The sequence below is a fragment of the Streptomyces sp. NPDC055815 genome, assembly GCF_053616475.1.
Genome location: NZ_JBSHDU010000038.1, coordinates 56891 through 82298, shown reverse-complemented (window position 1 = coordinate 82298; position 25408 = coordinate 56891). Strand labels below are relative to the sequence as shown.

The 25408-nt window shown below is 72.2% G+C and carries 23 protein-coding genes; 21 read left to right on the top strand and 2 right to left on the bottom strand.

Annotation, left to right across the window (positions count from 1 at the left end; translation table 11 throughout):
• Nucleotides 1–58: 58 nt before the first annotated feature.
• Entirely contained in the window at nt 59–559 is a 501-nt protein-coding gene (gene bldD / locus ACWGN5_RS23730; RefSeq protein WP_017242229.1) for a transcriptional regulator BldD, read from the bottom strand.
• A 245-nt stretch (nt 560–804) separates the two neighbouring features.
• Between bldD and pyrR the strand changes: the two genes are divergently transcribed.
• From pyrR to ACWGN5_RS23660, 14 genes are all read left to right on the top strand, one after another.
• Nucleotides 805–1371, top strand: a complete 567-nt coding sequence (pyrR, locus tag ACWGN5_RS23725) for a bifunctional pyr operon transcriptional regulator/uracil phosphoribosyltransferase PyrR (protein WP_453518439.1) — start codon at nt 805–807, stop codon at nt 1369–1371.
• Between the two features lie 85 nt (nt 1372–1456).
• Nucleotides 1457–2437, top strand: coding sequence for an aspartate carbamoyltransferase catalytic subunit (locus tag ACWGN5_RS23720; protein ID WP_453518437.1), 981 nt, complete (start codon nt 1457–1459; stop codon nt 2435–2437).
• Nucleotides 2438–2439: 2 nt separating this feature from the next.
• A complete protein-coding gene (locus ACWGN5_RS23715) occupies nt 2440–3726 on the top strand; it encodes a dihydroorotase (RefSeq protein ID WP_453518433.1) in 1287 nt (428 codons plus the stop codon).
• On the top strand, nt 3723–4304 hold the full coding sequence (locus ACWGN5_RS23710; protein WP_453518431.1) for a PH-like domain-containing protein: 582 nt from the start codon (nt 3723–3725) through the stop codon (nt 4302–4304). The genes ACWGN5_RS23715 and ACWGN5_RS23710 overlap by 4 nt, the downstream gene beginning before the upstream one ends.
• Complete coding sequence (gene carA, locus ACWGN5_RS23705) at nt 4301–5467, top strand: glutamine-hydrolyzing carbamoyl-phosphate synthase small subunit (protein ID WP_453518428.1); 1167 nt, start codon at nt 4301–4303, stop codon at nt 5465–5467. The genes ACWGN5_RS23710 and carA overlap by 4 nt, the downstream gene beginning before the upstream one ends.
• The gene (gene carB / locus ACWGN5_RS23700) at nt 5460–8768 is read left to right on the top strand and encodes a carbamoyl-phosphate synthase large subunit (protein ID WP_453518425.1); all 3309 of its coding nucleotides are present in this window, start codon (nt 5460–5462) and stop codon (nt 8766–8768) included. The genes carA and carB overlap by 8 nt, the downstream gene beginning before the upstream one ends.
• 77 nt (nt 8769–8845) lie before the next feature.
• Nucleotides 8846–9958: a quinone-dependent dihydroorotate dehydrogenase gene (locus ACWGN5_RS23695; protein ID WP_453518422.1), complete on the top strand. Its 1113-nt coding sequence runs from the start codon at nt 8846–8848 to the stop codon at nt 9956–9958.
• Nucleotides 9955–10791, top strand: a complete 837-nt coding sequence (pyrF, locus tag ACWGN5_RS23690) for an orotidine-5'-phosphate decarboxylase (protein WP_453518420.1) — start codon at nt 9955–9957, stop codon at nt 10789–10791. Before ACWGN5_RS23695 ends, pyrF begins: the two co-directional genes overlap by 4 nt.
• Nucleotides 10792–11088: 297 nt before the next feature.
• Entirely contained in the window at nt 11089–11412 is a 324-nt protein-coding gene (locus ACWGN5_RS23685) for an integration host factor (protein WP_030204477.1), read from the top strand.
• Between the two features lie 73 nt (nt 11413–11485).
• Nucleotides 11486–12049, top strand: coding sequence for a guanylate kinase (gmk, locus tag ACWGN5_RS23680; protein ID WP_453518416.1), 564 nt, complete (start codon nt 11486–11488; stop codon nt 12047–12049).
• A 28-nt stretch (nt 12050–12077) separates the two neighbouring features.
• Nucleotides 12078–12350: a DNA-directed RNA polymerase subunit omega gene (rpoZ, locus tag ACWGN5_RS23675; RefSeq protein WP_005319902.1), complete on the top strand. Its 273-nt coding sequence runs from the start codon at nt 12078–12080 to the stop codon at nt 12348–12350.
• Nucleotides 12351–12461: 111 nt separating this feature from the next.
• Nucleotides 12462–13673, top strand: coding sequence for a bifunctional phosphopantothenoylcysteine decarboxylase/phosphopantothenate--cysteine ligase CoaBC (gene coaBC, locus ACWGN5_RS23670; RefSeq protein WP_453518415.1), 1212 nt, complete (start codon nt 12462–12464; stop codon nt 13671–13673).
• 276 nt (nt 13674–13949) lie between these two features.
• Nucleotides 13950–15158, top strand: a complete 1209-nt coding sequence (metK, locus tag ACWGN5_RS23665; RefSeq protein WP_392154712.1) for a methionine adenosyltransferase — start codon at nt 13950–13952, stop codon at nt 15156–15158.
• A 92-nt stretch (nt 15159–15250) separates the two neighbouring features.
• Nucleotides 15251–17380 (top strand): primosomal protein N', encoded by a 2130-nt coding sequence (locus ACWGN5_RS23660; protein WP_453518412.1) that lies wholly within the window; start codon nt 15251–15253, stop codon nt 17378–17380.
• A 56-nt stretch (nt 17381–17436) separates the two neighbouring features.
• Here the strand turns inward: ACWGN5_RS23660 and ACWGN5_RS23655 are convergent, their stop codons facing one another.
• Nucleotides 17437–17955 (bottom strand): hypothetical protein, encoded by a 519-nt coding sequence (locus tag ACWGN5_RS23655; protein ID WP_453518410.1) that lies wholly within the window; start codon nt 17953–17955, stop codon nt 17437–17439.
• A gap of 259 nt (nt 17956–18214) precedes the next feature.
• Here ACWGN5_RS23655 and fmt point away from each other — a divergent pair, with 259 nt between their 5' ends.
• From fmt to ACWGN5_RS23620, 7 genes are all read left to right on the top strand, one after another.
• A complete protein-coding gene (gene fmt, locus ACWGN5_RS23650) occupies nt 18215–19147 on the top strand; it encodes a methionyl-tRNA formyltransferase (protein ID WP_453518407.1) in 933 nt (310 codons plus the stop codon).
• 112 nt (nt 19148–19259) lie between these two features.
• A complete protein-coding gene (locus tag ACWGN5_RS23645; RefSeq protein WP_453518404.1) occupies nt 19260–20672 on the top strand; it encodes an RsmB/NOP family class I SAM-dependent RNA methyltransferase in 1413 nt (470 codons plus the stop codon).
• Between the two features lie 149 nt (nt 20673–20821).
• Nucleotides 20822–21505: a ribulose-phosphate 3-epimerase gene (gene rpe, locus ACWGN5_RS23640; RefSeq protein WP_086830314.1), complete on the top strand. Its 684-nt coding sequence runs from the start codon at nt 20822–20824 to the stop codon at nt 21503–21505.
• A gap of 120 nt (nt 21506–21625) precedes the next feature.
• Nucleotides 21626–22675: a sugar-binding transcriptional regulator gene (locus ACWGN5_RS23635; RefSeq protein ID WP_453518401.1), complete on the top strand. Its 1050-nt coding sequence runs from the start codon at nt 21626–21628 to the stop codon at nt 22673–22675.
• A gap of 44 nt (nt 22676–22719) precedes the next feature.
• Nucleotides 22720–23154 carry a ribonuclease domain-containing protein gene (locus ACWGN5_RS23630; RefSeq protein ID WP_453518398.1) on the top strand — a complete coding sequence of 145 codons (435 nt, stop codon included), beginning with the start codon at nt 22720–22722 and terminating at the stop codon, nt 23152–23154.
• Nucleotides 23144–23479, top strand: coding sequence for a barstar family protein (locus ACWGN5_RS23625; protein ID WP_453518395.1), 336 nt, complete (start codon nt 23144–23146; stop codon nt 23477–23479). Before ACWGN5_RS23630 ends, ACWGN5_RS23625 begins: the two co-directional genes overlap by 11 nt.
• Nucleotides 23480–23580: 101 nt before the next feature.
• On the top strand, nt 23581–25023 hold the full coding sequence (locus ACWGN5_RS23620) for a GuaB1 family IMP dehydrogenase-related protein (protein WP_453518393.1): 1443 nt from the start codon (nt 23581–23583) through the stop codon (nt 25021–25023).
• Nucleotides 25024–25408 lie beyond the last annotated feature (385 nt).

The window sequence follows — 25408 nt, the reverse complement described above, 5'->3', positions numbered from 1 at the left end:
GACGTCGGATGACGTCCACGGGCCCGGCGGTACGTTTCTGCTGGGACCTCGCAGGGGGTCAGTTGTCCTCGTGGGCGACCGCGCGGCGCGCGTCCGCGTCCAGGACGCCCCAGCTGATCAGCTGCTCGGTGAGGACCGAGGGGGACTGGTCGTAGATCACGGCGAGCGTGCGCAGGTCGTCCTGACGGATCGACAGCACCTTGCCATTGTAGTCGCCGCGCTGCGACTGGATCGTCGCGGCGTAGCGCTGGAGCGGGCCGGCCTTCTCCTGCGGGACGTGGGCCAGGCGCTCCAGGTCCAGGACCAGCTTCGGCGGCGGCTCGGCGGCGCCGCCGGGGGTCGTGCCCGGCAGGAGCTCCTGCACCGGCACGCCGTAGAAGTCGGCCAGCTCGGCAAGACGCTGCACCGTCACCGCGCGGTCTCCGCGCTCGTACGAGCCGACCACGACCGCCTTCCAGCGGCCCTGGGACTTCTCCTCCACCCCGTGGAGGGACAGACCCTGCTGGGTGCGGATGGCACGGAGTTTGGCCCCGAGCTGCTTTGCGTATTCGCTGGACATAACGCTCCCGGACGCTGTGACGACATGCGGCTGCGCCGCGCGGCTGGTAACTCACTGTGAGGTTACGCAGCGTTACACCTACCCGTCAAGCCGAATGGTCCGTACCGCCCCCTCCCGGGGGACGGCGCCCGGAGGGGCGGCAGGGGTGCACGGGAAAGCCGCTCCCACCCCTGGTAGAGTGAACGGCGCAAATCCGACGTCCTTTAAGAGCCGTCCCGTGAGGCGGAGAAGGAGGTCCGTTTTTCATGGACACTCAGCAGCAGTACGGCGATGACGCCCGGCCCGTTCTCGAGGCCCCCGACATCGCGCGGGTCCTGACCCGCATCGCCCACGAGATCGTCGAGCGCGCCAAGGGCGCCGACGACGTGGTCCTCCTCGGCATCCCCACCCGCGGCGTCTTCCTCGCCCGCCGGCTCGCCGAGAAGCTCGAATCGATCACCGGCACCAAGATCCCGGTCGGCTCCCTCGACATCACCATGTACCGGGACGACCTGCGGCTGAAGCCGGCCCGCGCCATCGGCCGCACCGAGATCCCCGGTGACGGCATCGACGGCCGCCTCGTCGTCCTCGTCGACGACGTCCTCTTCTCCGGACGCACCATCCGCGCCGCCCTCGACGCCCTCGGCGACATCGGCCGCCCGCGCGCCGTCCAGCTCGCGGTCCTCGTCGACCGCGGCCACCGCGAACTTCCGATCCGCGCCGACTACGTCGGCAAGAACCTCCCCACGTCGCTGCGGGAGACGGTCAAGGTGCAGCTCGCCGAGGAAGACGGTCGCGACACCGTCCTGCTCGGCTCCAAGCCCGCCTCCTAGCCGGACCGGCTTCCCCGCCGGGGCCGGGGCACACCCCTGCGCCCCCGCATGCCCGCACACCTCCCCACCACGGAGAGAAACCCCGATGATGCGTCACCTCATCTCGGCCGCCGACCTCACCCGCGACGACGCCGTCCAGATCCTCGACACCGCCGAGGAGATGGCCCGGGTGGCCGACCGGCCCATCAAGAAGCTCCCGACCCTGCGCGGCCGGACCATCTGCAACCTCTTCTTCGAGGACTCCACCCGGACCCGGATCTCCTTCGAGGCCGCCGAGAAGCGCCTCTCCGCCGACGTGATCAACTTCGCGGCCAAGGGCTCCAGCGTCTCCAAGGGCGAGTCCCTCAAGGACACCGCGCAGACCCTGGAGGCCATGGGCGTCGACGCGGTCGTCATCCGGCACAGCGCCTCCGGCGCCCCCTACCGGCTCGCCACCTCCGGCTGGATCGACGCCCCCGTCATCAACGCGGGCGACGGCACCCACCAGCACCCCACCCAGGCCCTCCTCGACGCCTTCACGATGCGCCGCCGCCTCGTCGGCCGCGACGCCGGCCTCGGCCAGGACCTCGCCGGCAAGCGCATCACCCTCGTGGGCGACGTCCTGCACAGCCGGGTCGCCCGCTCCAACGTCGACCTGCTCCACACCCTCGGCGCCGAGGTCACCCTGGTGGCCCCGCCGACCCTGGTCCCGGTCGGCGTCGAGACCTGGCCCTGCGACATCTCGTACGACCTCGACAGCGTGCTGCCGAAGTCCGACGCGGTGATGATGCTGCGTGTGCAGCGCGAGCGGATGAACGCCGCCTTCTTCCCGACCGAGCGCGAGTACTCGCGCCGCTACGGGCTCGACGGCGAGCGGATGGCGAAGATGCCCGAGCACGCCATCGTCATGCACCCCGGCCCGATGGTCCGCGGCATGGAGATCACCGCCGAGGTCGCCGACTCCGACCGCTGCACGGTCGTCGAGCAGGTCGCCAACGGTGTCTCCGTCCGGATGGCCGTCCTCTACCTGCTTCTGGGCGGCAACGAGTCCGCCGTCAGCCACACCCGCACCGAGGAGAACAAGTAACCATGAGCAAGATCCTTATCCGCGGTGCCCAGGTCCTCGGCGGCGACGTCCAGGACGTCCTCATCGACGGCGAGACCATCGCCCAGGTCGGCACCGGGCTTTCCGCCGAGGGCGCGACCGTGATCGAGGCCGACGGCCAGATCCTGCTGCCCGGCCTCGTCGACCTCCACACCCACCTGCGCGAGCCCGGCCGCGAGGACTCCGAGACCGTCCTCACCGGCACCCGCGCCGCCGCCTCCGGCGGCTACACGGCCGTCTTCGCCATGGCCAACACCCACCCGGTCGCCGACACCGCCGGCGTCGTCGAGCAGGTCTACCGCCTCGGCCAGGAGGCCGGCTACTGCGACGTCCAGCCCATCGGCGCCGTCACCGTCGGCCTGGAGGGCAAGAAGCTCGCCGAGCTCGGCGCCATGCACGACTCCGCCGCCGGCGTCACCGTCTTCTCCGACGACGGCAAGTGCGTCGACGACGCCGTGATCATGCGCCGCGCCCTGGAGTACGTGAAGGCCTTCGGCGGCGTCGTCGCCCAGCACGCCCAGGAGCCCCGCCTCACCGAGGGCGCCCAGATGAACGAGGGCGTCGTCTCCGCCGAGCTCGGCCTCGGCGGCTGGCCCGCCGTCGCCGAGGAGTCGATCATCGCCCGCGACGTCCTGCTCGCCGAGCACGTCGGCTCCCGCGTCCACATCTGCCACCTCTCCACCGCCGGCTCCGTCGAGATCGTCCGCTGGGCCAAGTCCCGCGGCATCGACGTCACCGCCGAGGTCACCCCGCACCACCTCCTCCTCACGGACGAGCTGGTCCGCTCGTACAACCCCGTCTACAAGGTCAACCCGCCGCTGCGCACCGAGAAGGACGTCCTCGCCCTCCGCGAGGCGCTGGCCGACGGCACGATCGACATCGTCGCCACCGACCACGCCCCGCACCCGCACGAGGACAAGGACTGCGAGTGGGCCGCGGCCGCCATGGGCATGGTCGGCCTGGAGACCGCCCTCTCCGTCGTCCAGCAGACGATGGTCGAGACCGGCCTCCTCGACTGGGCCGGCGTCGCCGAGCGCATGTCCTTCGCCCCCGCCCGCATCGGACAGGCGAAGGGCCACGGACGCCCCGTCTCGGCTGGTGAGCCCGCGAACCTGACGCTGGTCGATCCGGCTTACCGTGGTGTCGTGGACCCCGCGGACTTCGCCTCCCGCAGCCGCAACACCCCCTACGAGGGCCGCGAGCTGCCGGGACGCGTCACCCACACCTTCCTGCGGGGCCGGGCAACGGTCGTGGACGGGAAGCTGGCGTGACACCACTCATCGCAATCGCCGCAGAGGCTGCCGAGCAGAAATCGGCGGAGGTGACCGACTGGGCCGGACGGCTCGGCTGGGTCGCCGGACTGCTGCTGTTCGTCGTCTTCGTGTACTGGCTCATGCGCCAGGGCTGGAAGTGGCGCGGCAGCCTCCAGTCGGACCTCCCCGAGCTCCCCACCGCGCCGGAGCAGGCCGGCGAGGCGAAACTGACTCTCAGCGGGCGCTACCACGGGTCCACGACCGCCGGGCAGTGGCTCGACCGGATCGTCGCCCACGGCCTCGGCACCCGCAGCCGCGTCGAGCTCACGCTCACCGACGCCGGGATCGAGGTCGTACGCCCCGGGGCGAACGACTTCTTCCTGCCGGCCGCCGCCCTGCGCGAGGCCCGCCTCGACAAGGGCATCGCCGGCAAGGTCCTCGCCGAGGGCGGGCTCCTGATCGTCACCTGGGAGCACGGCGGCAAGCTGCTCGACTCCGGCTTCCGCTCCGACCGCGCGGCAGAGCACACCACCTGGGTCGAGGCCATCAACTCCATGAACGCCGTAACCACCACGACGGAAGGCATCGCACGATGACGACCTCCACCAGGGGAGCCACCAAGGCTCCCGCCGTACTCGTCCTGGAGGACGGCCGCGCCTTCCGCGGCCGCGCCTACGGGGCCGTGGGGGAGACCTTCGGCGAGGCCGTGTTCTCCACCGGAATGACCGGCTACCAGGAGACCCTCACCGACCCGTCGTACCACCGCCAGGTCGTGGTCATGACCGCCCCCCACGTCGGCAACACCGGCGTCAACGACGAGGACCCCGAGTCCGGCCGCATCTGGGTCTCCGGCTACGTCGTCCGCGACCCCGCCCGCGTCTCCTCCAACTGGCGCTCCCAGCGCTCGCTGGACGAGGAGCTGGAGCGCCAGGGCGTCGTCGGCATCTCCGGCATCGACACCCGCGCCCTCACCCGCCACCTGCGCGAGCGCGGCGCCATGCGCGTCGGCATCTTCTCCGGCCCTGCGCTGATCAGCGCCTCCGGCGCGGGCCTGGCCGACGAGGCCGCCCTCCTCGCCAAGGTCCAGGCGCAGCCCCAGATGAAGGGCGCCAACCTCTCCGCCGAGGTCGCCACCAAGGAGACGTACGTCGTCCCCGCCATCGGCGAGAAGAAGTTCACCGTCGCCGCCGTCGACCTCGGCATCAAGGGCATGACCCCGCACCGGATGGCCGAGCGCGGCATCGAGGTCCACGTCCTGCCCGCCACCGCCACCGCCGAGGACATCTACGCCGTCGACCCCGACGGTGTGTTCTTCTCCAACGGCCCCGGCGACCCGGCCACCGCCGACGGCCCCGTCGCCGTCATGCAGGCCGTCCTGGAGCGCAAGACGCCGCTCTTCGGCATCTGCTTCGGCAACCAGATCCTCGGCCGCGCGCTCGGCTTCGGCACCTACAAGCTGAAGTACGGCCACCGGGGCATCAACCAGCCCGTGCAGGACCGCACCACCGGCAAGGTCGAGGTCACCGCGCACAACCACGGCTTCGCCGTCGACGCGCCCCTCGACAAGGTCTCCGACACCCCCTACGGGCGTGCCGAGGTCTCCCACGTCTGCCTGAACGACCAGGTCGTCGAAGGCCTCCAGCTGCTCGACCAGCCGGCCTTCTCCGTCCAGTACCACCCCGAGGCGGCCGCGGGCCCGCACGACGCCGCGTACCTCTTCGACCGCTTCGTATCCCTGATGGAGGCCGAGCGTGCCTAAGCGCACCGATATCCAGTCCGTCCTGGTCATCGGCTCCGGCCCGATCGTCATCGGCCAGGCCGCCGAGTTCGACTACTCCGGCACCCAGGCCTGCCGCATCCTCAAGGCCGAGGGCCTGCGGGTGATCCTGGTCAACTCCAACCCGGCCACGATCATGACCGACCCGGAGATCGCCGACGCCACGTACGTCGAGCCGATCACCCCCGAGTTCGTCGAGAAGATCATCGCCAAGGAGCGCCCCGACGCGCTCCTGCCCACCCTCGGTGGCCAGACCGCGCTCAACACCGCGATCTCCATGCACGAGCAGGGTGTCCTGGAGAAGTACGGCGTCGAGCTCATCGGCGCCAACGTCGAGGCCATCAACAAGGGCGAGGACCGCGACCTCTTCAAGGGCGTCGTCGAGGCCGTCAAGGCCAAGATCGGATACGGCGAGTCCGCCCGCTCCGTCATCTGCCACTCCATGGACGACGTCCTCAAGGGCGTCGAGACGCTCGGCGGCTACCCCGTCGTCGTCCGCCCCTCCTTCACCATGGGCGGCGCCGGCTCCGGCTTCGCCCACGACGAGGACGAGCTGCGCCGCATCGCCGGCCAGGGCCTCACGCTCTCCCCGACCACCGAGGTGCTCCTGGAGGAGTCCATCCTCGGCTGGAAGGAGTACGAGCTGGAGCTCATGCGCGACAAGCACGACAACGTCGTGGTCGTCTGCTCCATCGAGAACTTCGACCCGATGGGCGTCCACACCGGTGACTCGATCACCGTCGCCCCGGCGATGACGCTCACCGACCGCGAGTACCAGCGCCTGCGCGACATCGGCATCGCGATCATCCGCGAGGTCGGCGTCGACACCGGCGGCTGCAACATCCAGTTCGCCGTCAACCCCGACGACGGCCGGATCATCGTCATCGAGATGAACCCGCGCGTCTCCCGCTCCTCGGCGCTCGCCTCCAAGGCGACCGGCTTCCCGATCGCCAAGATCGCGGCTCGTCTCGCCGTCGGCTACACGCTGGACGAGATCCCGAACGACATCACGGAGAAGACCCCGGCGTCCTTCGAGCCCACGCTCGACTACGTCGTCGTCAAGGCCCCGCGCTTCGCCTTCGAGAAGTTCCCGCAGGCCGACTCCACCCTCACCACCACGATGAAGTCGGTCGGCGAGGCCATGGCCATCGGCCGCAACTTCACCGAGGCGCTCCAGAAGGCCCTGCGCTCCCTGGAGAAGAAGGGCTCGCAGTTCACCTTCACCGGCGAGCCCGGCGACAAGGCCGAGCTGCTGCGCGAGTCGGTCCGCCCGACCGACGGCCGCATCAACACGGTCATGCAGGCCATCCGCGCCGGCGCCACCCCGCAGGAGGTCTTCGACGCCACGAAGATCGACCCGTGGTTCGTCGACCAGCTCTTCCTGATCAAGGAGATCGCCGACGAGCTGGCCGCCGCCGAGAAGCTCGACCCCGAGCTGCTCGCCGAGGCCAAGCGCCACGGCTTCTCCGACGCCCAGATCGCCGAGATCCGCGGCCTGCGCGAGGACGTCGTCCGCGAGGTCCGGCACGCCCTCGGCGTCCGCCCGGTCTACAAGACGGTCGACACCTGCGCCGCCGAGTTCGCCGCCAAGACCCCGTACTTCTACTCCTCGTACGACGAGGAGAGCGAGGTCGCCCCGCGCGAGAAGCCCGCCGTGATCATCCTGGGCTCCGGCCCGAACCGCATCGGCCAGGGCATCGAGTTCGACTACTCCTGCGTCCACGCCTCCTTCGCCCTGAGCGACGCCGGCTACGAGACCGTGATGGTCAACTGCAACCCGGAGACCGTCTCGACGGACTACGACACCTCCGACCGTCTGTACTTCGAGCCGCTGACGCTCGAGGACGTCCTGGAGATCGTCCACGCCGAGACCCTCGCAGGACCCGTCGCCGGTGTCGTCGTCCAGCTCGGCGGCCAGACCCCGCTGGGTCTGTCGCAGGCGCTCAAGGACAACGGCGTGCCGGTCGTCGGCACCTCCCCGGAGGCCATCCACGCCGCCGAGGACCGCGGCGCCTTCGGCCGCGTCCTCGCCGAGGCCGGGCTCCCCGCGCCGAAGCACGGCACCGCGACCACCTTCGCCGGCGCCAAGGCCATCGCCGACGAGATCGGCTACCCCGTCCTCGTACGCCCCTCGTACGTGCTCGGCGGCCGCGGCATGGAGATCGTGTACGACGAGGCCCGCCTGGAGTCGTACATCGCCGAGTCCACCGAGATCAGCCCCACCCGGCCGGTCCTGGTCGACCGCTTCCTCGACGACGCCATCGAGATCGACGTCGACGCGCTCTACGACGGCGAGGAGCTCTACCTCGGCGGCGTCATGGAGCACATCGAGGAGGCCGGCATCCACTCCGGCGACTCGGCCTGCGCGCTGCCCCCGATCACCCTCGGCGGCTTCGACATCAAGCGCCTGCGCGCCTCCACCGAGGCCATCGCCAAGGGCGTCGGCGTCCGCGGTCTGATCAACATCCAGTTCGCCATGGCCGGCGACATCCTCTACGTCCTGGAGGCCAACCCGCGCGCCTCCCGGACCGTCCCCTTCACCTCGAAGGCGACCGCCGTGCCGCTCGCGAAGGCCGCCGCCCGCATCTCGCTCGGCGCCACCATCGCCGAGCTGCGCGCCGAGGGCCTGCTCCCGAAGACCGGCGACGGCGGCACCCTGCCGCTCGACGCGCCGATCTCCGTCAAGGAGGCCGTGATGCCGTGGTCGCGCTTCCGCGACGTGCACGGCCGCGGCGTGGACACCGTCCTCGGCCCGGAGATGCGCTCCACCGGCGAGGTCATGGGCATCGACGCGGTCTTCGGCACGGCCTACGCCAAGTCGCAGGCCGGCGCCTACGGCCCGCTGCCCACCAAGGGCCGCGCGTTCATCTCGGTCGCCAACCGCGACAAGCGCTCGATGATCTTCCCGGCCCGCGAGCTCGTCGCCCACGGCTTCGAGCTGCTCGCCACCTCCGGCACCGCCGAGGTCCTCAAGCGCAACGGCATCAACGCCACGGTCGTCCGCAAGCTCAGCGAGGGCGAAGGCCCGAACGGCGAGAAGACCATCGTCCAGCTCATCCACGACGGCCAGGTCGACCTGATCGTCAACACCCCGTACGGCACCGGCGGCCGCCTCGACGGCTACGAGATCCGTACGGCCGCGGTGGCGCGCAGCGTCCCGTGCCTCACCACGGTCCAGGCGCTCGCCGCGGCCGTCCAGGGCATCGACGCGCTCAACCACGGCGACGTGGGCGTCCGCTCGCTCCAGGAGCACGCGGAGCACCTGACCGCGGCCCGCGACTAGCAGCCCGTACGAGGAGGGGGACACCGGCAGGACCTGCGGTGTCCCCCTCGTCATGAGCACACCTGGACGACAGACACATGTACAAGTTCTTCTTCACCCTGGTCTTCAAGCGGATGGACCCCGAGCAGGCCCACTACATGGCCTTCCGCTGGATCCGGCTCGCCGCCCGCATCCCCGTGCTCCGCACCTTCGTCGCGGCCGTCCTCGCACCCCGGTACCAGGAGCTGCGCACCGAGGCCCTCGGCCTGCGGATGCACGGCCCCTTCGGGCTCGCCGCCGGCTTCGACAAGAACGCCGTCGCCATCGACGGCATGTCGATGCTCGGCTTCGACCACGTCGAGATCGGCACCGTCACCGGCGAGGCCCAGCCCGGCAACCCCAAGAAGCGCCTCTTCCGGCTCGTGCAGGACCGCGCCCTGATCAACCGCATGGGCTTCAACAACGAGGGCTCCGCCGCGGTCGCCGAGCGCCTGGGCGCCCGCAAGGCGGTCTTCAGGACGGTCGTCGGCGTCAACATCGGCAAGACCAAGGTCGTCCCCGAGGCCGAGGCCGCCGCCGACTACGTGACGTCCACCGAGCGCCTCGCCGCGCACGCCGACTACCTCGTCGTCAACGTCTCCTCCCCGAACACCCCCGGCCTGCGCAACCTCCAGGCCACCGAGTCCCTGCGCCCGCTCCTCACGGCCGTCCGCGAGGCCGCCGACCGCACGGTCACCGACCGCCGCGTCCCGCTCCTCGTCAAGATCGCCCCCGACCTGGCCGACGAGGACGTCGACGCGGTCGCCGACCTCGCCCTGGAGCTCGGGCTCGACGGCATCATCGCCACCAACACCACCATCGCGCGCGAGGGCCTCGGCCTGAAGTCCGACCCCGCGCTGATCAAGGAGACCGGCGGCCTGTCCGGCGCGCCCGTCAAGGAGCGCTCCCTGGCCGTCCTGCGCCGCCTCCACGCGCGCGTGGGCGACCGCCTGGTCCTGGTGGGCGTCGGCGGCATCGAGAACGCCGAGGACGCCTGGCAGCGCATCCTCGCCGGCGCCACCCTCATCCAGGGCTACAGCGCCTTCATCTACGAGGGCCCGTTCTACGCCCGCGCGATCCACAAGGGCCTCGCCGCGCGCCTCGCGGCCTCCCCGTACGCCACCCTCGCCGAGGCCGTCGGCGCCGACAACCGAAAGGCCACCACCCAGTGACTCTCTCCTTCGGCACCCGCCTGCGTACCGCCATGGACGAGCGCGGTCCGCTCTGCGTCGGCATCGACCCGCACGCCGCCCTGCTCGACTCCTGGGGCCTGACCGACGACATCGCCGGCCTTGAGCGCTTCACCTTCACCGTCGTCGAGGCCCTCGCCGAGACCGTGGCCGTCTTCAAGCCGCAGTCCGCCTTCTTCGAGCGCTTCGGCTCGCGCGGCATCGCCGTCCTGGAGCGCGCCACCGCCGATCTGCGGGCTGCCGGCGGCCTGGTCGTCATGGACGCCAAGCGCGGCGACATCGGCTCCACGATGGCCGCGTACGCGGAGACCTTCCTGCGCAAGGACTCCCCGCTCTTCTCCGACGCCCTGACGGTCTCCCCGTACCTCGGCTACGGCGCCCTGAAGCCGGCCGTCGACCTGGCCCGGGAGTCCGGCGCCGGGCTCTTCGTGCTCGCCCTCACCTCCAACCCGGAGGGTGCGGAGGTCCAGCGGGCCGTCCGCGAGGACGGCCGGACGATCGGCGCGACCATGCTCGCCCACCTCGCCGAGGAGAACGCGGGGGAGACCCCGATGGGCTCCTTCGGCGCGGTCGTCGGCGCCACCCTCGGCGACCTGTCCTCCTTCGACCTGGACATCAACGGGCCGCTCCTCGCCCCCGGCATCGGCGCCCAGGGCGCGACCCCCGCCGACCTCCCGGCCGTCTTCGGCGCGGCGGTCCGCAACGTCGTCCCGAACGTCAGCCGGGGGGTCCTCAGGAACGGGCCGGACGTGACCGCCCTGCGGGACTCGGCGCACCGGTACGCGGACGAGATCCGCGCGGCCGTCGCCGGCTGACCGGGCTCCCGGACAATCCGCAGGTCGGAGCGGACGGGGCCTTCGACGGTGAGTCGTCTCACCACTTGACGAAAACTTGGCTCAAAACCGGGTCGTTATGCCGGAAAAGTCCTGGTCGGTCGATGCTGACCAGGACTTTTCCGTCGTTCTCGCTGACTGGAGCGGCCTCGGCCGCTAGTCTCCGGAGCAGAGCAGGCGTTCAACGACCACACCGTTGATCGTTGCTCCACTGGTGTGGGGCGACTAGGTTCCTCACCGGTCCGTATCCGACAGATCGACATCCGAGGTGACGTAGGCGTGGCTCTTCCGCCCCTTACCCCTGAACAGCGCGCAGCCGCGCTCGAAAAGGCCGCCGCGGCTCGCCGGGAGCGGGCCGAGGTCAAGAATCGACTCAAGCACTCCGGCGCCTCCCTCCACGAGGTCATCAAGACCGGCCAGGAGAACGACGTCATCGGCAAGATGAAGGTCTCCGCGCTGCTCGAGTCCCTGCCGGGCGTCGGCAAGGTCCGCGCCAAGCAGATCATGGAGCGCCTCGGCATCTCCGAGAGCCGCCGCGTCCGTGGGCTCGGCTCCAACCAGATCGCCTCCCTGGAGCGCGAGTTCGGCAGCACCGGCGCCTGACCGGGCGACCGGTCCGGCTCCGGATCCGGGACACGCGTCCCGGGCATGCCGGTGAAGCTGGAATAATCGCTGCATGGCAGCAGAGGTACGTCCGCGGCTGACCGTGCTCTCCGGCCCCTCAGGGGTCGGCAAGAGCACGGTCGTCGCTCATATGCGCAAGGTCCACTCCGAGGTCTGGCTCTCGGTGTCGGCGACGACACGGAAGCCCCGCCCCGGCGAGAAGCACGGCGTCCACTACTTCTTCGTCTCGGACGACGAGTTCGACAAGCTGATCGCCAACGGTGAGCTCCTCGAGTGGGCCGAGTTCGCGGGCAACCGCTACGGCACCCCGCGCGCCGCCGTCCTGGAGCGTCTCGACTCCGGCGAGCCCGTGCTCCTGGAGATCGACCTCCAGGGCGCCCGTCAGGTGAAGGACTCCATGCCGGAGTCCCAGCTGGTCTTCCTCGCCCCGCCGAGCTGGGAGGAGCTGGTCCGCCGGCTCACCGGCCGCGGCACCGAGTCGCCGGAGGTCATCGAGCGCCGTCTCGAGGCCGCGAAGGTCGAACTGGCGGCCGAGTCGGAGTTCGACACCACCCTCGTCAACACCTCCGTCGAGGACGTCGCACGCGAGCTGCTAACGTTGATGCACGTTGTCTGATCTTTTTTCCATCTTCGGAAGGTAGAGCGTGTCCTCTTCCATCACCGCGCCCGAGGGCATCATCAACCCGCCGATCGACGAGCTGCTCGAGGCCACGGACTCGAAGTACAGCCTCGTGATCTACGCGGCCAAGCGCGCGCGTCAGATCAACGCGTACTACTCCCAGCTGGGCGAGGGTCTCCTTGAGTACGTGGGTCCGCTCGTCGACACCCACGTCCACGAGAAGCCGCTCTCGATCGCCCTGCGCGAGATCAACGCGGGTCTGCTGACGTCCGAGGCCATCGAGGGCCCCGCGCAGTAAGCACACAGCGCTTGTAACGCTTGTCACCACAGGCCCGGCGGAACATCCGCCGGGCCTGTGGTGTCTCATGGAGTCGTACGCATCCGAGTGCGGGGAGCAACAGTGAGCGTGGTGGCCAAGCCGAAGGTCGTCCTGGGCGTGAGCGGCGGCATCGCCGCCTACAAGGCGTGCGAGCTGCTGCGCCGGCTGACCGAGTCGGGCCACGACGTGCGCGTCGTGCCCACCGACTCCGCCCTCCACTTCGTCGGCGCCGCCACCTGGTCCGCGCTCTCCGGCAACCCGGTCTCCACCGAGGTGTGGGAGTCCGTCCACGAGGTCCCGCACGTGCGGATCGGCCAGGCCGCCGACCTCGTCGTCGTCGCCCCCGCCACCGCCGACATGCTCGCCAAGGCCGCCCACGGCCTCGCCGACGACCTGCTCACCAACACGCTGCTCACCGCGCGCTGTCCGGTCGTCTTCGCCCCCGCCATGCACACCGAGATGTGGGAGCACCCGGCGACCCAGGAGAACGTGGCCACCCTGCGCCGCCGCGGCGCCGTCGTCATCGAGCCGGCCGTCGGCCGCCTCACCGGCGTCGACACCGGCAAGGGCCGGCTCCCGGACCCGGGGGAGATCTTCGAGGTCTGCAAGAGGATCCTGGCGCGCGGCGTGACCACCCCGGACCTCGCGGGACGCCATGTGGTCGTCAGCGCCGGCGGCACCCGCGAGCCCCTCGACCCCGTCCGCTACCTCGGCAACCGCTCCTCCGGGAAGCAGGGCTACGCCCTCGCGAAGGCCGCCGCCGCCCGCGGCGCCCGGGTCACCCTCGTCGAGGCGAACACCGGCATCGCCGACCCGGCCGGCGTCGACGTCGTCCACGTCGGCACCGCCGTCCAGCTCCGCGAGGCCGTCCTCAAGGCGGCGGCCGACGCCGACGCGGTCGTGATGGCCGCCGCCGTCGCCGACTTCCGCCCGGCCGTCTACGCCCCCGGCAAGATCAAGAAGACGGACGACGGCGGCGCGCCCACGATCGAACTCGTCCGCAACCCCGACATCCTCGCCGAGCTGTCCGCCGACCGCGCCCTGCCCGGCCAGGTGGTCGTCGGTTTCGCCGCCGAGACCGACGACGTCCTCGCCAACGGACGCGCCAAGCTCGCCCGGAAGGGCTGCGACCTGCTCGTCGTCAACGAGGTGGGGGAGCGCAAGACCTTCGGCTCCGAGCAGAACGAGGCCGTCGTCCTCGCCTCGGACGGCGCCGAGACCCCCGTACCGTACGGGCCGAAGGAAGCGCTCGCCGAGACGGTCTGGGACCTGGTCCTACCGCGGCTGCGCCCCACGACCTGACGTATCCGCCCGCCGCCGCGGCGGTGGTGAGTCGGCGCGAAAGTGACTCTCCGGAGGCGCGAAACGCCGCTCCAGGAGTGATTTGCGCCCCACCCGAGTGGGCACGTCTGCCTTGCCGGAGACCGGTTCCACCCGCTCACTGGTATTCGCCAGGCGAGACACCTGGTCCATTGCCCGACCACGACCGATAGACTGTTCGTGGAACGTCGCGGGGCGCAGCCCCCTGCCGGTCCGCGTCACGAGTAGCCAGCAGCCGCTGCAACCCCAGGGAGCGTTGTGTCCCGTCGTCTGTTCACCTCGGAGTCCGTCACCGAGGGCCACCCCGACAAGATCGCTGACCAGATCAGCGACACCATTCTCGACGCACTGCTGCGCGAGGACCCCACCTCGCGCGTCGCCGTCGAGACGCTGATCACCACCGGCCTGGTGCACGTCGCCGGTGAGGTGACCACCAAGGCGTGGGCGGACATCCCGACCCTCGTCCGGAACAAGATCCTCGAGATCGGTTACGACTCCTCGAAGAAGGGCTTCGACGGCGCCTCCTGCGGCGTGTCGGTGTCCATCGGATCCCAGTCCCCGGACATCGCCCAGGGTGTCGACACCGCGTACGAGAAGCGTGTCGAGGGCGACGAGGACGAGCTGGACAAGCAGGGCGCCGGCGACCAGGGCCTGATGTTCGGCTACGCGTCGGACGAGACCCCCGAGCTGATGCCGCTCCCGATCTACCTCGCGCACCGGCTCTCCCGCCGCCTCACCGAGGTCCGCAAGAACGGGACCATCCCGTACCTGCGTCCCGACGGCAAGACCCAGGTCACCATCGAGTACGACGGCGACAAGGCCGTCCGCCTCGACACGGTCGTCGTCTCCTCGCAGCACGCCTCGGACATCGACCTCGAGTCGCTGCTCGCGCCCGACATCCGCGAGTTCGTCGTCGAGCACGTCCTCAAGCAGCTCGTCGAGGACGGCATCAAGCTCGACACCGACGGCTACCGCCTGCTCGTGAACCCGACCGGCCGCTTCGAGATCGGCGGCCCGATGGGCGACGCCGGCCTCACCGGCCGCAAGATCATCATCGACACCTACGGCGGCATGGCCCGCCACGGTGGCGGCGCCTTCTCCGGCAAGGACCCGTCCAAGGTCGACCGCTCGGCCGCTTACGCCATGCGCTGGGTCGCCAAGAACGTCGTGGCCGCGGGCCTCGCCTCGCGCTGCGAGGTCCAGGTCGCCTACGCGATCGGCAAGGCCGAGCCCGTCGGTCTCTTCGTCGAGACCTTCGGCACCAACACCGTCGACACGGACAAGATCGAGCACGCCATCGCCGAGGTCTTCGACCTCCGCCCGGCCGCGATCATCCGCGACCTCGACCTGCTCCGCCCGATCTACTCCCAGACCGCCGCCTACGGCCACTTCGGCCGTGAGCTGCCGGACTTCACCTGGGAGCGCACGGACCGCGTGGACGCCCTGAAGAAGGCCGCCGGCCTGTAATCCAGGCCTCAGGCGAAGAAGCCCGGTACCCCGAGGGGGTGCCGGGCTTCGGCCATGTCCGGCTGTCGGTGGCGTCTGGTAGGTATGGGGCTGTGAGCAGCGAGAACGAGAAGTCCGACGAGCCCGAGCAGCTCGCGCTCATCCGGGAGACCGTCCGGAAGGCGAAGGTGCCGCGGGCCAAGCCGCGGACCTGGCGGGGGGCCGCGCTGGCCAAGGAGCTGCCGGTCGCGCGCGTCGTGGTGAACAAGGGGGCGCTCCACCTCGACCAGTTCTTCGACTACGCGGTCCCCGAGGAGCTGGACCAGGACGCCCGCCCGGGCGTGCGGGTGCGGGTGCGGTTCGGGGCGGGCGCCCACCAGGTGCGGGGCGGGCGGCGCGAGGGCGGCCGGCTCATCGACGGGTTCCTGGTGGAGCGGCGCGCCGAGTCCGACTACTCGGGGCCGCTCGCCGCGCTCGCCGACGTCGTCTCGCCCGAGCCGGTCCTCGGACCCGAGCTGCTCGGACTCGCCCGGGCCGTCGCCGACCGGTACGCGGGCAGCCTTGCCGACGTCCTCCAGCTGGCCGTTCCGCCGCGCAACGCGACCGCCGAGCGCAAGCCCTCGCCCGAGCCGCTGCCGCCGCCCCGGCCGCCGGAGCCGGGCAGCTGGACGCGGTACGAGCGGGGGCCGGCGTTCCTGGACTCCCTCGCGCGCGGCGGGGCGCCCCGGGCCGTGTGGAACGCGCTGCCCGGGCCCCACTGGGCCCAGGAGATCGCCCGTGCCGTCGCCGCGACCCTCGCCTCCGGGCGTGGCGCGCTCGTCGTCGTCCCCGACGGACGGGCCGCCGCCCGGGTCGACGCCGCCCTCACCGAGATCCTGGGCGAGGGCCGGCACGCGCTGCTCACCGCCGAGGCCGGCCCCGAGAAGCGGTACGCGCAGTGGCTCGCCGTGCGGCGTGGCGCCGTGCGGGCCGTCGTCGGCACCCGGGCCGCGATGTTCGCCCCCGTACGCGACCTCGGCCTCGCCGTCATCTGGGACGACGGCGACGGCAGCCACAGCGAACCGCACGCCCCCCAGCCCCACGCGCGCGAGGTGCTGCTGCTGCGCGCCGCCCACGACCGCTGCGCCTTCCTCCTCGGCTCCACCGGCTGCACCGTCGAGGCCGCCCAGCTCGTCGAGTCCGGCTGGGCCCAGGCACTGGACGCCGGGCGCGAGCAGGTCCGCCGGGCCGCGCCCCTGATCCGTACCGTCGGCGACGGCGAACTCGCCCGCGACGAGGCCGCGCGCGCCGCCCGGCTGCCCTCGCTCGCCTGGCAGACCGTCCGCGAGGGCCTGAAGACCGGGCCGGTGCTCGTGCAGGTCCCCCGCCGGGGGTACGTGCCGCGGCTGGCCTGCGAGCGCTGCCGCACACCCGCGCGCTGCCGGCACTGCGCCGGGCCCCTGGAGGCCCCCGAGCAGCAGGAGCTGCGGTGCGGCTGGTGCGGGCGCGGCGCCCCCGACTGGCACTGCGTGGAGTGCGGCTCGACCCGGCTGCGGGCCCAGGTGGTCGGCGCCCGGCGGACCGCGGAGGAGCTCGGCCGGGCCTTCCCCGCCGTGCCGGTACGGACCTCCGGACGCGACCACGTCCTCGACAGCGTGCCCGGGCGGCCCGCCCTCGTCGTCTCCACCCCCGGCGCCGAACCGGTCGCCGAGGGCGGCTACGCGGCCGCGCTGCTCCTCGACGGCTGGGCCATGCTCGGCCGGCCCGACCTGCGCGCGGGCGAGGAGGCGCTGCGCCGCTGGATCGACGCGGCCTCGCTGGTCCGCGGCCAGGCCGAGGGCGGCACGGTCGTCGTGGTCGCCGAACCGACCCTGCGGCCCGTCCAGGCGCTCGTCCGCTGGGACCCCGTCGGGCACGCCCGGCGGGAGCTGGCCGAGCGGGCCGAGCTCGGCTTCCCGCCCGTCTCCCGGATGGCCGCCGTCACCGGGCCGCCGGAGGCCGTCGAGGGCTTCCTCGCCGGGGCCGGGCTCCCCGCCGACGCGGAGGTCCTCGGGCCCGTGCCGCTGCCCGTCGTCCGCCCCGGCGGGCCGCGCAGACCGGGCGACCCGCCGCCGGGCGAGCAGTGGGAGCGGGCCCTGGTCCGGGTCCCGCCCGGCAGCGGCGCGGCCCTCGCTGCCTCCCTCAAGCAGGCCCGCGCCGGGCGGCTCGCCCGGGGCGGCGGGGATCCGGTGCGGATCCGGGTGGACCCGCCGGACATCGGCTGACACGGGAACGGCCGCCCACCCCTCGCGGGGCGGGCGGCCGTTTCTCGCGTACGGGATCAGCCGTTGCGCGGGCCGGGGAAGGCCGGCGGGCGCGGGTCCTCGCGGAGGGCGGCGCTGCCCGAGGTGGGCTGCGGCGGCATCGACCGGGCGGCGGGGACCGAGGGGAGCGTCCGGGTCACGCCCGGCTCCACCGCGTGGTCCTGCTCCACGGCCACGCCCTGCTGCGGCGCGCGGCGGGCGCCGTAGCGGCGGTGGACGGCCTGCTTGGTGACCCCGAGCGCGGAACCCACCGCGTCCCAGGAGAACCCGAGCGAGCGGTCGAAGTCGACCGCCGCGGTCACCAGGGTCTCGACACTGTCCCGCAGCTCCTGGGCGAGACGGACGGTCGGGGCGGGCGCGCGCCCGTAGACGACGAAGCCCGTGGACGGGCCGGAGCGGCGAGGGCGGTAGACATTGCCCAGCTGGGCCGTGAGCGTGCGCAGTGCGTCCACCTGCCGCCGGACCCGCTCGATGTCCCGCACCAACAGATGCAGACTTGCCCGGGCTTGGGCGTCGTGGGTTGCGTGGTCGGCCATGTGAAAGCCTCTCGAACCGGCGTTTAAGGGGGCGGGCCGCGGTGGGGGACAGCGGCCCGATTCGGTCAATCTCTCTTGACCAACGCGCCACCGGGGCTGGGGTCACGCTGCGGGGGCGTACACGCATATGCGCGGGGCGCTCGTCCTGCCGTGAGCCCCCCTCGCGGGGGCCCGCCTCCTCCGTGCGCCCCTTCCCTCGCAGCCGCCTAGACTGGTGCGTTGCCCGCAACGCCCCCGGAGAGACAGGCAGTCGCCACCCATGAAGCTCGTCTTCGCAGGCACCCCCGAGGTCGCCGTTCCCGCCCTGGACGCCCTGCTCGCCTCCGGGCGGCACGAGGTGGCCGCCGTGGTCACCCGGCCGGACGCCCCGGCGGGGCGCGGTCGGCGGCTCGTGGCCAGTCCGGTGGCCCAGCGGGCGGAGGAGGCCGGGATCGAGGTCCTGAAGCCGAACAGGCCCCGCGACGAGGAGTTCCTCGCCCGGCTGCGGGAGATCGCCCCGGACTGCTGCCCGGTCGTCGCGTACGGCGCGCTGCTGCCCAAGGTCGCCCTCGACATCCCCGCGCGCGGCTGGGTCAACCTGCACTTCTCGCTGCTGCCCGCCTGGCGCGGCGCCGCGCCCGTCCAGCACTCCCTGATGGCGGGCGACCAGGTGACGGGCGCGTCCACCTTCCTCATCGAGGAGGGCCTCGACTCCGGCCCGGTCTACGGCGTCGTCACCGAGGACATCCGCCCCACCGACACCAGCGGCGACCTGCTCACCCGGCTCGCCTTCGCGGGCGCCGGGCTGCTCTCCGCGACCATGGACGGCATCGAGGACGGCACGCTCAAGGCCGTCCCGCAGCCCATCGAGGGCATCACGCTCGCCCCGAAGATCCAGGTCGAGGACGCCCAGCTCGACTTCGCCGCCCCCGCGCTCCGGGTGGACCGCGTGGTCCGCGGCTGCACCCCGGCCCCGGGCGCCTGGACGGTCTTCCGCGGCGAACGCCTCAAGCTGATCCAGGTCACCCCCCTCCCGGACCGCACCGACCTCGCCCCGGGCGAGCTCGCGGCCGGCAAGAACAACGTGTACGCGGGCACCGGCTCGTACGCCGTGGAACTCCTCTGGGTCCAGCCCCAGGGCAAGAAGCCCATGAAGGCCGCCGACTGGGCCCGCGGCGTCCGCATCGCCCCGGGCGAGCGACTGGGGGCGTAGCCACCGGGGGCGCCGCACCGGGTCCCCGCGGGAGGGCTGTTTTCCGCGGGGGAGGTGGGCGGACGTAGGCTGAGAGGGTTCGACCCTCTTCATTTCGTCACGCGGAGCACCTTTGAGCGAGCAGGCACGTCCTCGTCCCCACAAGCCCTACCGGCGGCCCAAGAAGGACCCCGTCCGGATGCTCGCCTTCGAGGCGCTCAGGGCGGTGGACGAGCGGGACGCCTACGCGAATCTGGTGCTGCCGCCGCTGTTGAGGAAGGCCCGCGAGAAGGGTGACTTCGACGGGCGGGACGCGGCGCTCGCGACCGAGCTCGTGTACGGGACGCTGCGCCGGCAGGGCACGTACGACGCGATCATCGCGGCCTGCATCGACCGGCCGCTGCGCGAGGTCGACCCGCCCGTGCTCGACGTCCTCGCGCTCGGCGCCCACCAGCTCCTCGGGACCCGGATCCCCAGCCACGCCGCCGTCTCCGCCAGCGTCGAGCTGGCCCGTGTGGTGCTCGGCGACGGGCGTGCCAAGTTCGTGAACGCCGTCCTGCGGAAGATCTCGCGCCAGGACCTCGACGCCTGGGTCGAGCAGGTCGCCCCGCCGTACGACGAGGACGCCGAGGACCACCTCGCCGTTGTCCACTCCCACCCCCGCTGGGTCGTCTCGGCGCTCTGGGACTCCCTCGGCGGCGGCCGCGCCGGCATCGAGGACCTCCTGGAGGCGGACAACGAGCGCCCCGAGGTCACCCTCGTCGCCCGCCCCGGCCGCTCCACCACCGAGGAACTCGCCGCCGCCACCGAGACCCTGCCGGGCCGCTGGTCGCCCTACGCCCTGCGGATGGCCGAGGGCGGCGAGCCCGGCGCCATCGAGGCGGTCAAGGAGGGCCGGGCCGGCGTCCAGGACGAAGGCAGCCAGCTCGTCGCGATCGCCCTCGCCAACGCGCCCCTGGAGGGCTCCGACGCCCGCTGGCTCGACGGCTGCGCCGGCCCCGGCGGCAAGGCCGCCCTGCTCGGCGCCCTCGCGGCCGAGCGCGGTGCCTTCCTGCTCGCCTCCGAGAAGCAGCCGCACCGCGCCCGCCTGGTCGAGCGCGCCCTGGCCGGCAACCCCGGCCCGTACCAGGTGATCGCCGCCGACGGCACCCGCCCGCCGTGGCGCCCCGGCTCCTTCGACCGCGTCCTCGTCGACGTGCCCTGCTCGGGCCTCGGCGCCCTGCGCCGCCGCCCCGAGGCCCGCTGGCGCCGCCGCCCCGAGGACCTGGACGGCTTCGCCCCGCTCCAGCGCGCCCTGCTCACCGAGGCGCTGAGCGCCGTCCGCGTGGGGGGCGTGGTGGGGTACGCGACCTGCTCGCCGCACCTCGCCGAGACGCGCGTGGTCGTCGACGACGTCCTCAAGAAGGTGGGCGGCGCCGAGCTGATCGACGCCCGTCCGCTGCTGCCCGGCGTCCCGGCGCTCGGCGACGGTCCCGACGTCCAGCTGTGGCCGCATCTGCACGGTACGGACGCCATGTATCTGGCGCTGCTGCGCCGGACCGCCTGACCGACAGGGCCCGACCCCTCGATCATCTGACCGTAATCGCCCGGTCCGTCCAGGTCCTGGACTCGTCAGTTCGTACCGAAATTGGTCTGGACCGGATTCGAAACCGCTGAGCGGCAAAGAAGTACCCAAGAACGTGGGAGGCTTGGCACATGGCGCAGATCAACCCCAGCATCCTGTCCGCGGACTTCGCCCGGCTCGCCGATGAGGCGAAGGCCGTCGGCGGCGCGGACTGGCTGCACGTCGACGTGATGGACAACCACTTCGTGCCCAACCTGACGCTGGGCGTGCCGATCGTGGAGTCGCTGGCCCGCGCCACCGACACCCCGCTCGACTGCCACCTCATGATCGAGGACCCGGACCGCTGGGCCCCGCAGTACGTGGAGGCGGGCGCCGGTTCGGTCACCTTCCACGTCGAGGCGGCCGCCGCGCCGGTCCGCCTCGCGCGCGAGATCCGGGCCAAGGGTGCCAGGGCCTCCATGGCGCTCAAGCCGGCCACCCCCATCGAGCCCTTCGAGGACCTGCTCCCCGAGCTCGACATGCTGCTCATCATGACCGTCGAGCCCGGCTTCGGCGGCCAGGCCTTCCTCGACATCATGCTGCCCAAGATCCGCCGTACCCGGGAGCTGATCTCCAAGCACGGTCTGGAGCTCTGGCTCCAGGTCGACGGCGGGGTCGCCGAGTCCACGATCGAGCGGTGCGCCGAGGCCGGCGCCGATGTCTTCGTCGCCGGTTCCGCGGTGTACGGAGCGGCCGACCCGGCCGCGGCCGTCGCCTCGCTCCGGGCCCGCGCGGAGGCCGCGACCGCCTCCGCCGCGTGGGCGTGTGGCCACTGAGCCTCCGGCGGATGAACGCGGTCCGTCGGGCCGCCGACAGGACTGATCAGGGCTCGTCGTTTCTGACAGGATGAACGGCGAGCCAGAGTGTGAACGACAGCCGTACGTGAACAGCGGTACGTGAACAGCAGTGAGGAGATCGCGGTGGCCGGTATGTCGGCGGGACGGTCAGCCCTGCGGATGGGCCCCGCGGAGCTGGTGCAGGCGGCGGCCATGGCCCGCCGCTTCTACCTCGAGGGCAAGTCCAAGATCCAGATCGCCGAGGAGTTCGGCGTGAGCCGCTTCAAGGTGGCCCGGGTCCTGGAGACCGCCCTGGAGCGCGACCTCGTGCGGATCGAGATCCGCGTACCGGCCGAGCTGGACGCCGAGCGCTCCGACGCGCTCCGCGCCCGCTACGGGCTCCGCCACGCCGTCGTCGTCGAGTCCCCGGCGGAGGGCGACGACGAGTCGCCCGACCCGGAGAACCTCGGCGAGGTCGCGGCCGACCTGCTCGGCGAGCTCGTCACCGAGGGCGACGTCCTCGGCCTGGCCTGGGGCCGCTCCACCATCCACATGGCGGCCGCCCTCGACCGGCTGCCGCCCTGCACGGTCGTCCAGCTCACCGGCGTGTACGACGCGGGGACCGCCGAGCGCGGCTCCGTCGAGGCCGTGCGCCGCGCCGCGCAGGTCTCCGGCGGCGAGGCCCACCCCATCTACGCGCCCATGCTGCTGCCCGACCCGGCGACCGCCGCCGCGCTGCGCAGCCAGACCGGCATCGCGCGGGCCTTCGAGTACTTCGACAAGGTCACCGTCGCCTGCGTCTCCATCGGCTCCTGGGAGCCGGGCATCTCGACCGTCCACGACATGCTCTCCGACGACGAGCGCGCCCACTACGCCTCGCTCGGGGTCGCCGCCGAGATGTCCGCGCACCTCTTCGACACCGAAGGACGCCGGGTCGGCCGCGACCTGGGCGAGCGCTGCATCACCGTCGAGGCGGACCGGCTGCGCCGCATCCCCGAGGTCGTGGCGATCGCCGGCGGCCAGCGCAAGGCGGCCGCGATCGGAGCGGTCCTCCGCTCGGGGCTGGTCACCAGCCTGGTCACCGACCGCGCCGCTGCGGACTACCTCCTCACCGAGTCCAGCCCGGGCACCCACCCGGCGCTCGACCGGCGGGACCCCGACGGCAGCTGAACGTCCTGAGGGCCGGAGCAGTCCCGTAACGGTATGTTCGGGACATGTTGCTCCGGCCCCTGCGCGTTCTCCTCGCGCTCGTCCTCGCCGTCTTCCTGGCCGGATGCTCCTCGGCGGGCGGCAGCGGCACCGGCACGGCCGCCCCGGCGTCCACCCGTACCACCGCGACCGCCGCACCGACCGGGACCTCCGGGCTGCCCGTCGTACGGGCGGCGGAGCTGCCTCCCGAGGCGCGGAAGACCCTCGCCCTCATCGCGCGGGGCGGCCCCTTCCCGTACGCCAAGGACGGCACGGTCTTCTCGAACTTCGAGCGGGTCCTGCCCCGCAAGGAGCGCGGCTACTACCACGAGTACACCGTGAAGACCCCCGGCGAACGCGACCGGGGAGCCCGCCGGATCGTCACCGGACGGAACGGCGAGACCTATTACACCGACGACCACTACGAGACCTTCCGGGAGGTGGTCACGGATGAGGCTTGACGACCCCCTCGTCCTCGACCTGAGCGGAGTCACGGACAAGGCCGCCCTCATGGACCGGTGCGCCGAGGTGCTCGCCCTGCCGGACTGGTTCGGCCGCAACTGGGACGCCCTCGCCGACTCCCTCACCGACCTGCCCGAGCCGGTCACCCTCGTCGTCACCGGCTGGCAGGCGTACGCCAGGACGCGCCCGCGTGAGTGGGGGACCGCCCAGGAGGTCTTCGCCACGGCCGTCGAAGAACGCCCCACGCGCCTCTCCGTCCTCCTCGTTCTGGGCGAGCCTTCGGAGGATCCCACGAAGGACCTGTCGCAAGCCTCGGATGATTAGCCCGGGTCTGGTATGCGTACCGGCGTGGGACAATGAACTACGTGCTTTTTCCCCTGGCTGAAATGCCTAGGGGCCGATCCGAACGACTGGGATGTCAGCACGTGCGTTTCCTCAATGACGTCAAGCCGCCCTACGACCTGACGTACGACGATGTGTTCATGGTGCCGAGCCGCTCGGCCGTGGGTTCCCGCCAGGCCGTGGACCTCTCCTCGCCCGACGGCACCGGGACGACCATCCCGCTCGTCGTCGCCAACATGACCGCCATCGCCGGCCGCCGGATGGCCGAGACGGTCGCCCGCCGCGGTGGCCTGGTCGTCATCCCGCAGGACATCCCGATCGAGGTCGTCACCGACGTCATCTCGTGGGTGAAGAGCCGCCACCACGTCCTCGACACCCCGATCGTCCTTGAGCCGCACCAGACCGTCGCCGACGCGCTGTCCCTGCTGCCCAAGCGCGCCCACGACGCCGGTGTCGTCGTCGACGAGAACCGCCGCCCGGTGGGCGTCGTCACCGACGCCGACCTCTCCGGCGTCGACCGCTTCACCCAGCTGTCCGAGGTCATGTCCAAGGACCTGCTGCTCCTGGACGCCGACATCGACCCGCGCGAGGCCTTCAACACCCTCGACGCCCACAACCGCCGCTACGCCCCGGCCGTGGACGCGGACGGCAAGCTCGTCGGCATCCTCACCCGCAAGGGCGCCCTGCGCGCGACCCTGTACTCCCCGGCCGTCGACGCCCAGGGACGGCTCCGCATCGCCGCCGCCGTCGGCATCAACGGCGACGTCGCCGGCAAGGCCAAGCAGCTGCTCGACGCGGGCGTCGACACGCTCGTCATCGACACCGCGCACGGCCACCAGGAGTCGATGATCTCCGCCATCCGGACCGTGCGGGCGCTCGACCCGCAGGTCCCGATCGTCGCGGGCAACATCGTCGCCGCCGAGGGTGTCAAGGACCTCATCGAGGCGGGCGCCGACATCATCAAGGTCGGCGTGGGCCCCGGCGCCATGTGCACCACCCGCATGATGACCGGCGTCGGCCGGCCGCAGTTCTCCGCCGTCCTGGAGTGCGCCGCCGAGGCGAAGAAGTACGGCAAGCACGTCTGGGCCGACGGCGGTGTCCGTCACCCGCGCGACGTCGCCATGGCGCTCGCCGCCGGTGCGTCCAACGTGATGATCGGCTCCTGGTTCGCCGGGACGTACGAGTCCCCGGGCGACCTCCAGCACGACGCCAAGGGGCGCGCGTACAAGGAGTCCTTCGGCATGGCCTCGGCCCGCGCCGTCCGCAACCGGACCTCGGACGAGTCCGCCTACGACCGCGCCCGCAAGGCGCTGTTCGAGGAGGGCATCTCCACGTCGCGGATGTTCCTCGACCCGCAGCGTCCGGGCGTCGAGGACCTGATCGACTCGATCATCGCCGGTGTGCGGTCCTCCTGCACCTACGCCGGTGCGGGCTCGCTCGCCGAGTTCGAGGAGAAGGCGGTCGTCGGTCTCCAGTCGGCCGCGGGCTACGCAGAGGGCAAGCCCCTCCACGCGAGCTGGAGCTAGCAGCTGCGCTTCGGCGGGGCCTCCGGGGTTTCCCCGGGGGCCCCGCCGCCCGTTGTGGGCGCGCTTCCGCCCCGTTGTGGGCATGCGTTCCGCCGGGGCGGAACGGGTGGGCACAACGGAACGGCGCCCATGCCGGCGCCCGAGGCTCCCGCGCCTGAACCTGCACCACGTGTGCGCCGCGGACCGGGGTGCGGGTCCAGGCGCGTAAGGCGGAGGCGCCGCGGAGGGCGCCGTCCCGTGTGCCCACCCGTCCCGCCCTGCGGGACGATTGCCCACACGGCGGCGGGCGCGGGTCCCACACGGGGGCGGGCGCGGGTCCCACGCGGCGGCGGGCGCGGGTCCCACACGGGGGCGGGTGCGGGGTCCCACACGGCAGCGGGTGCGG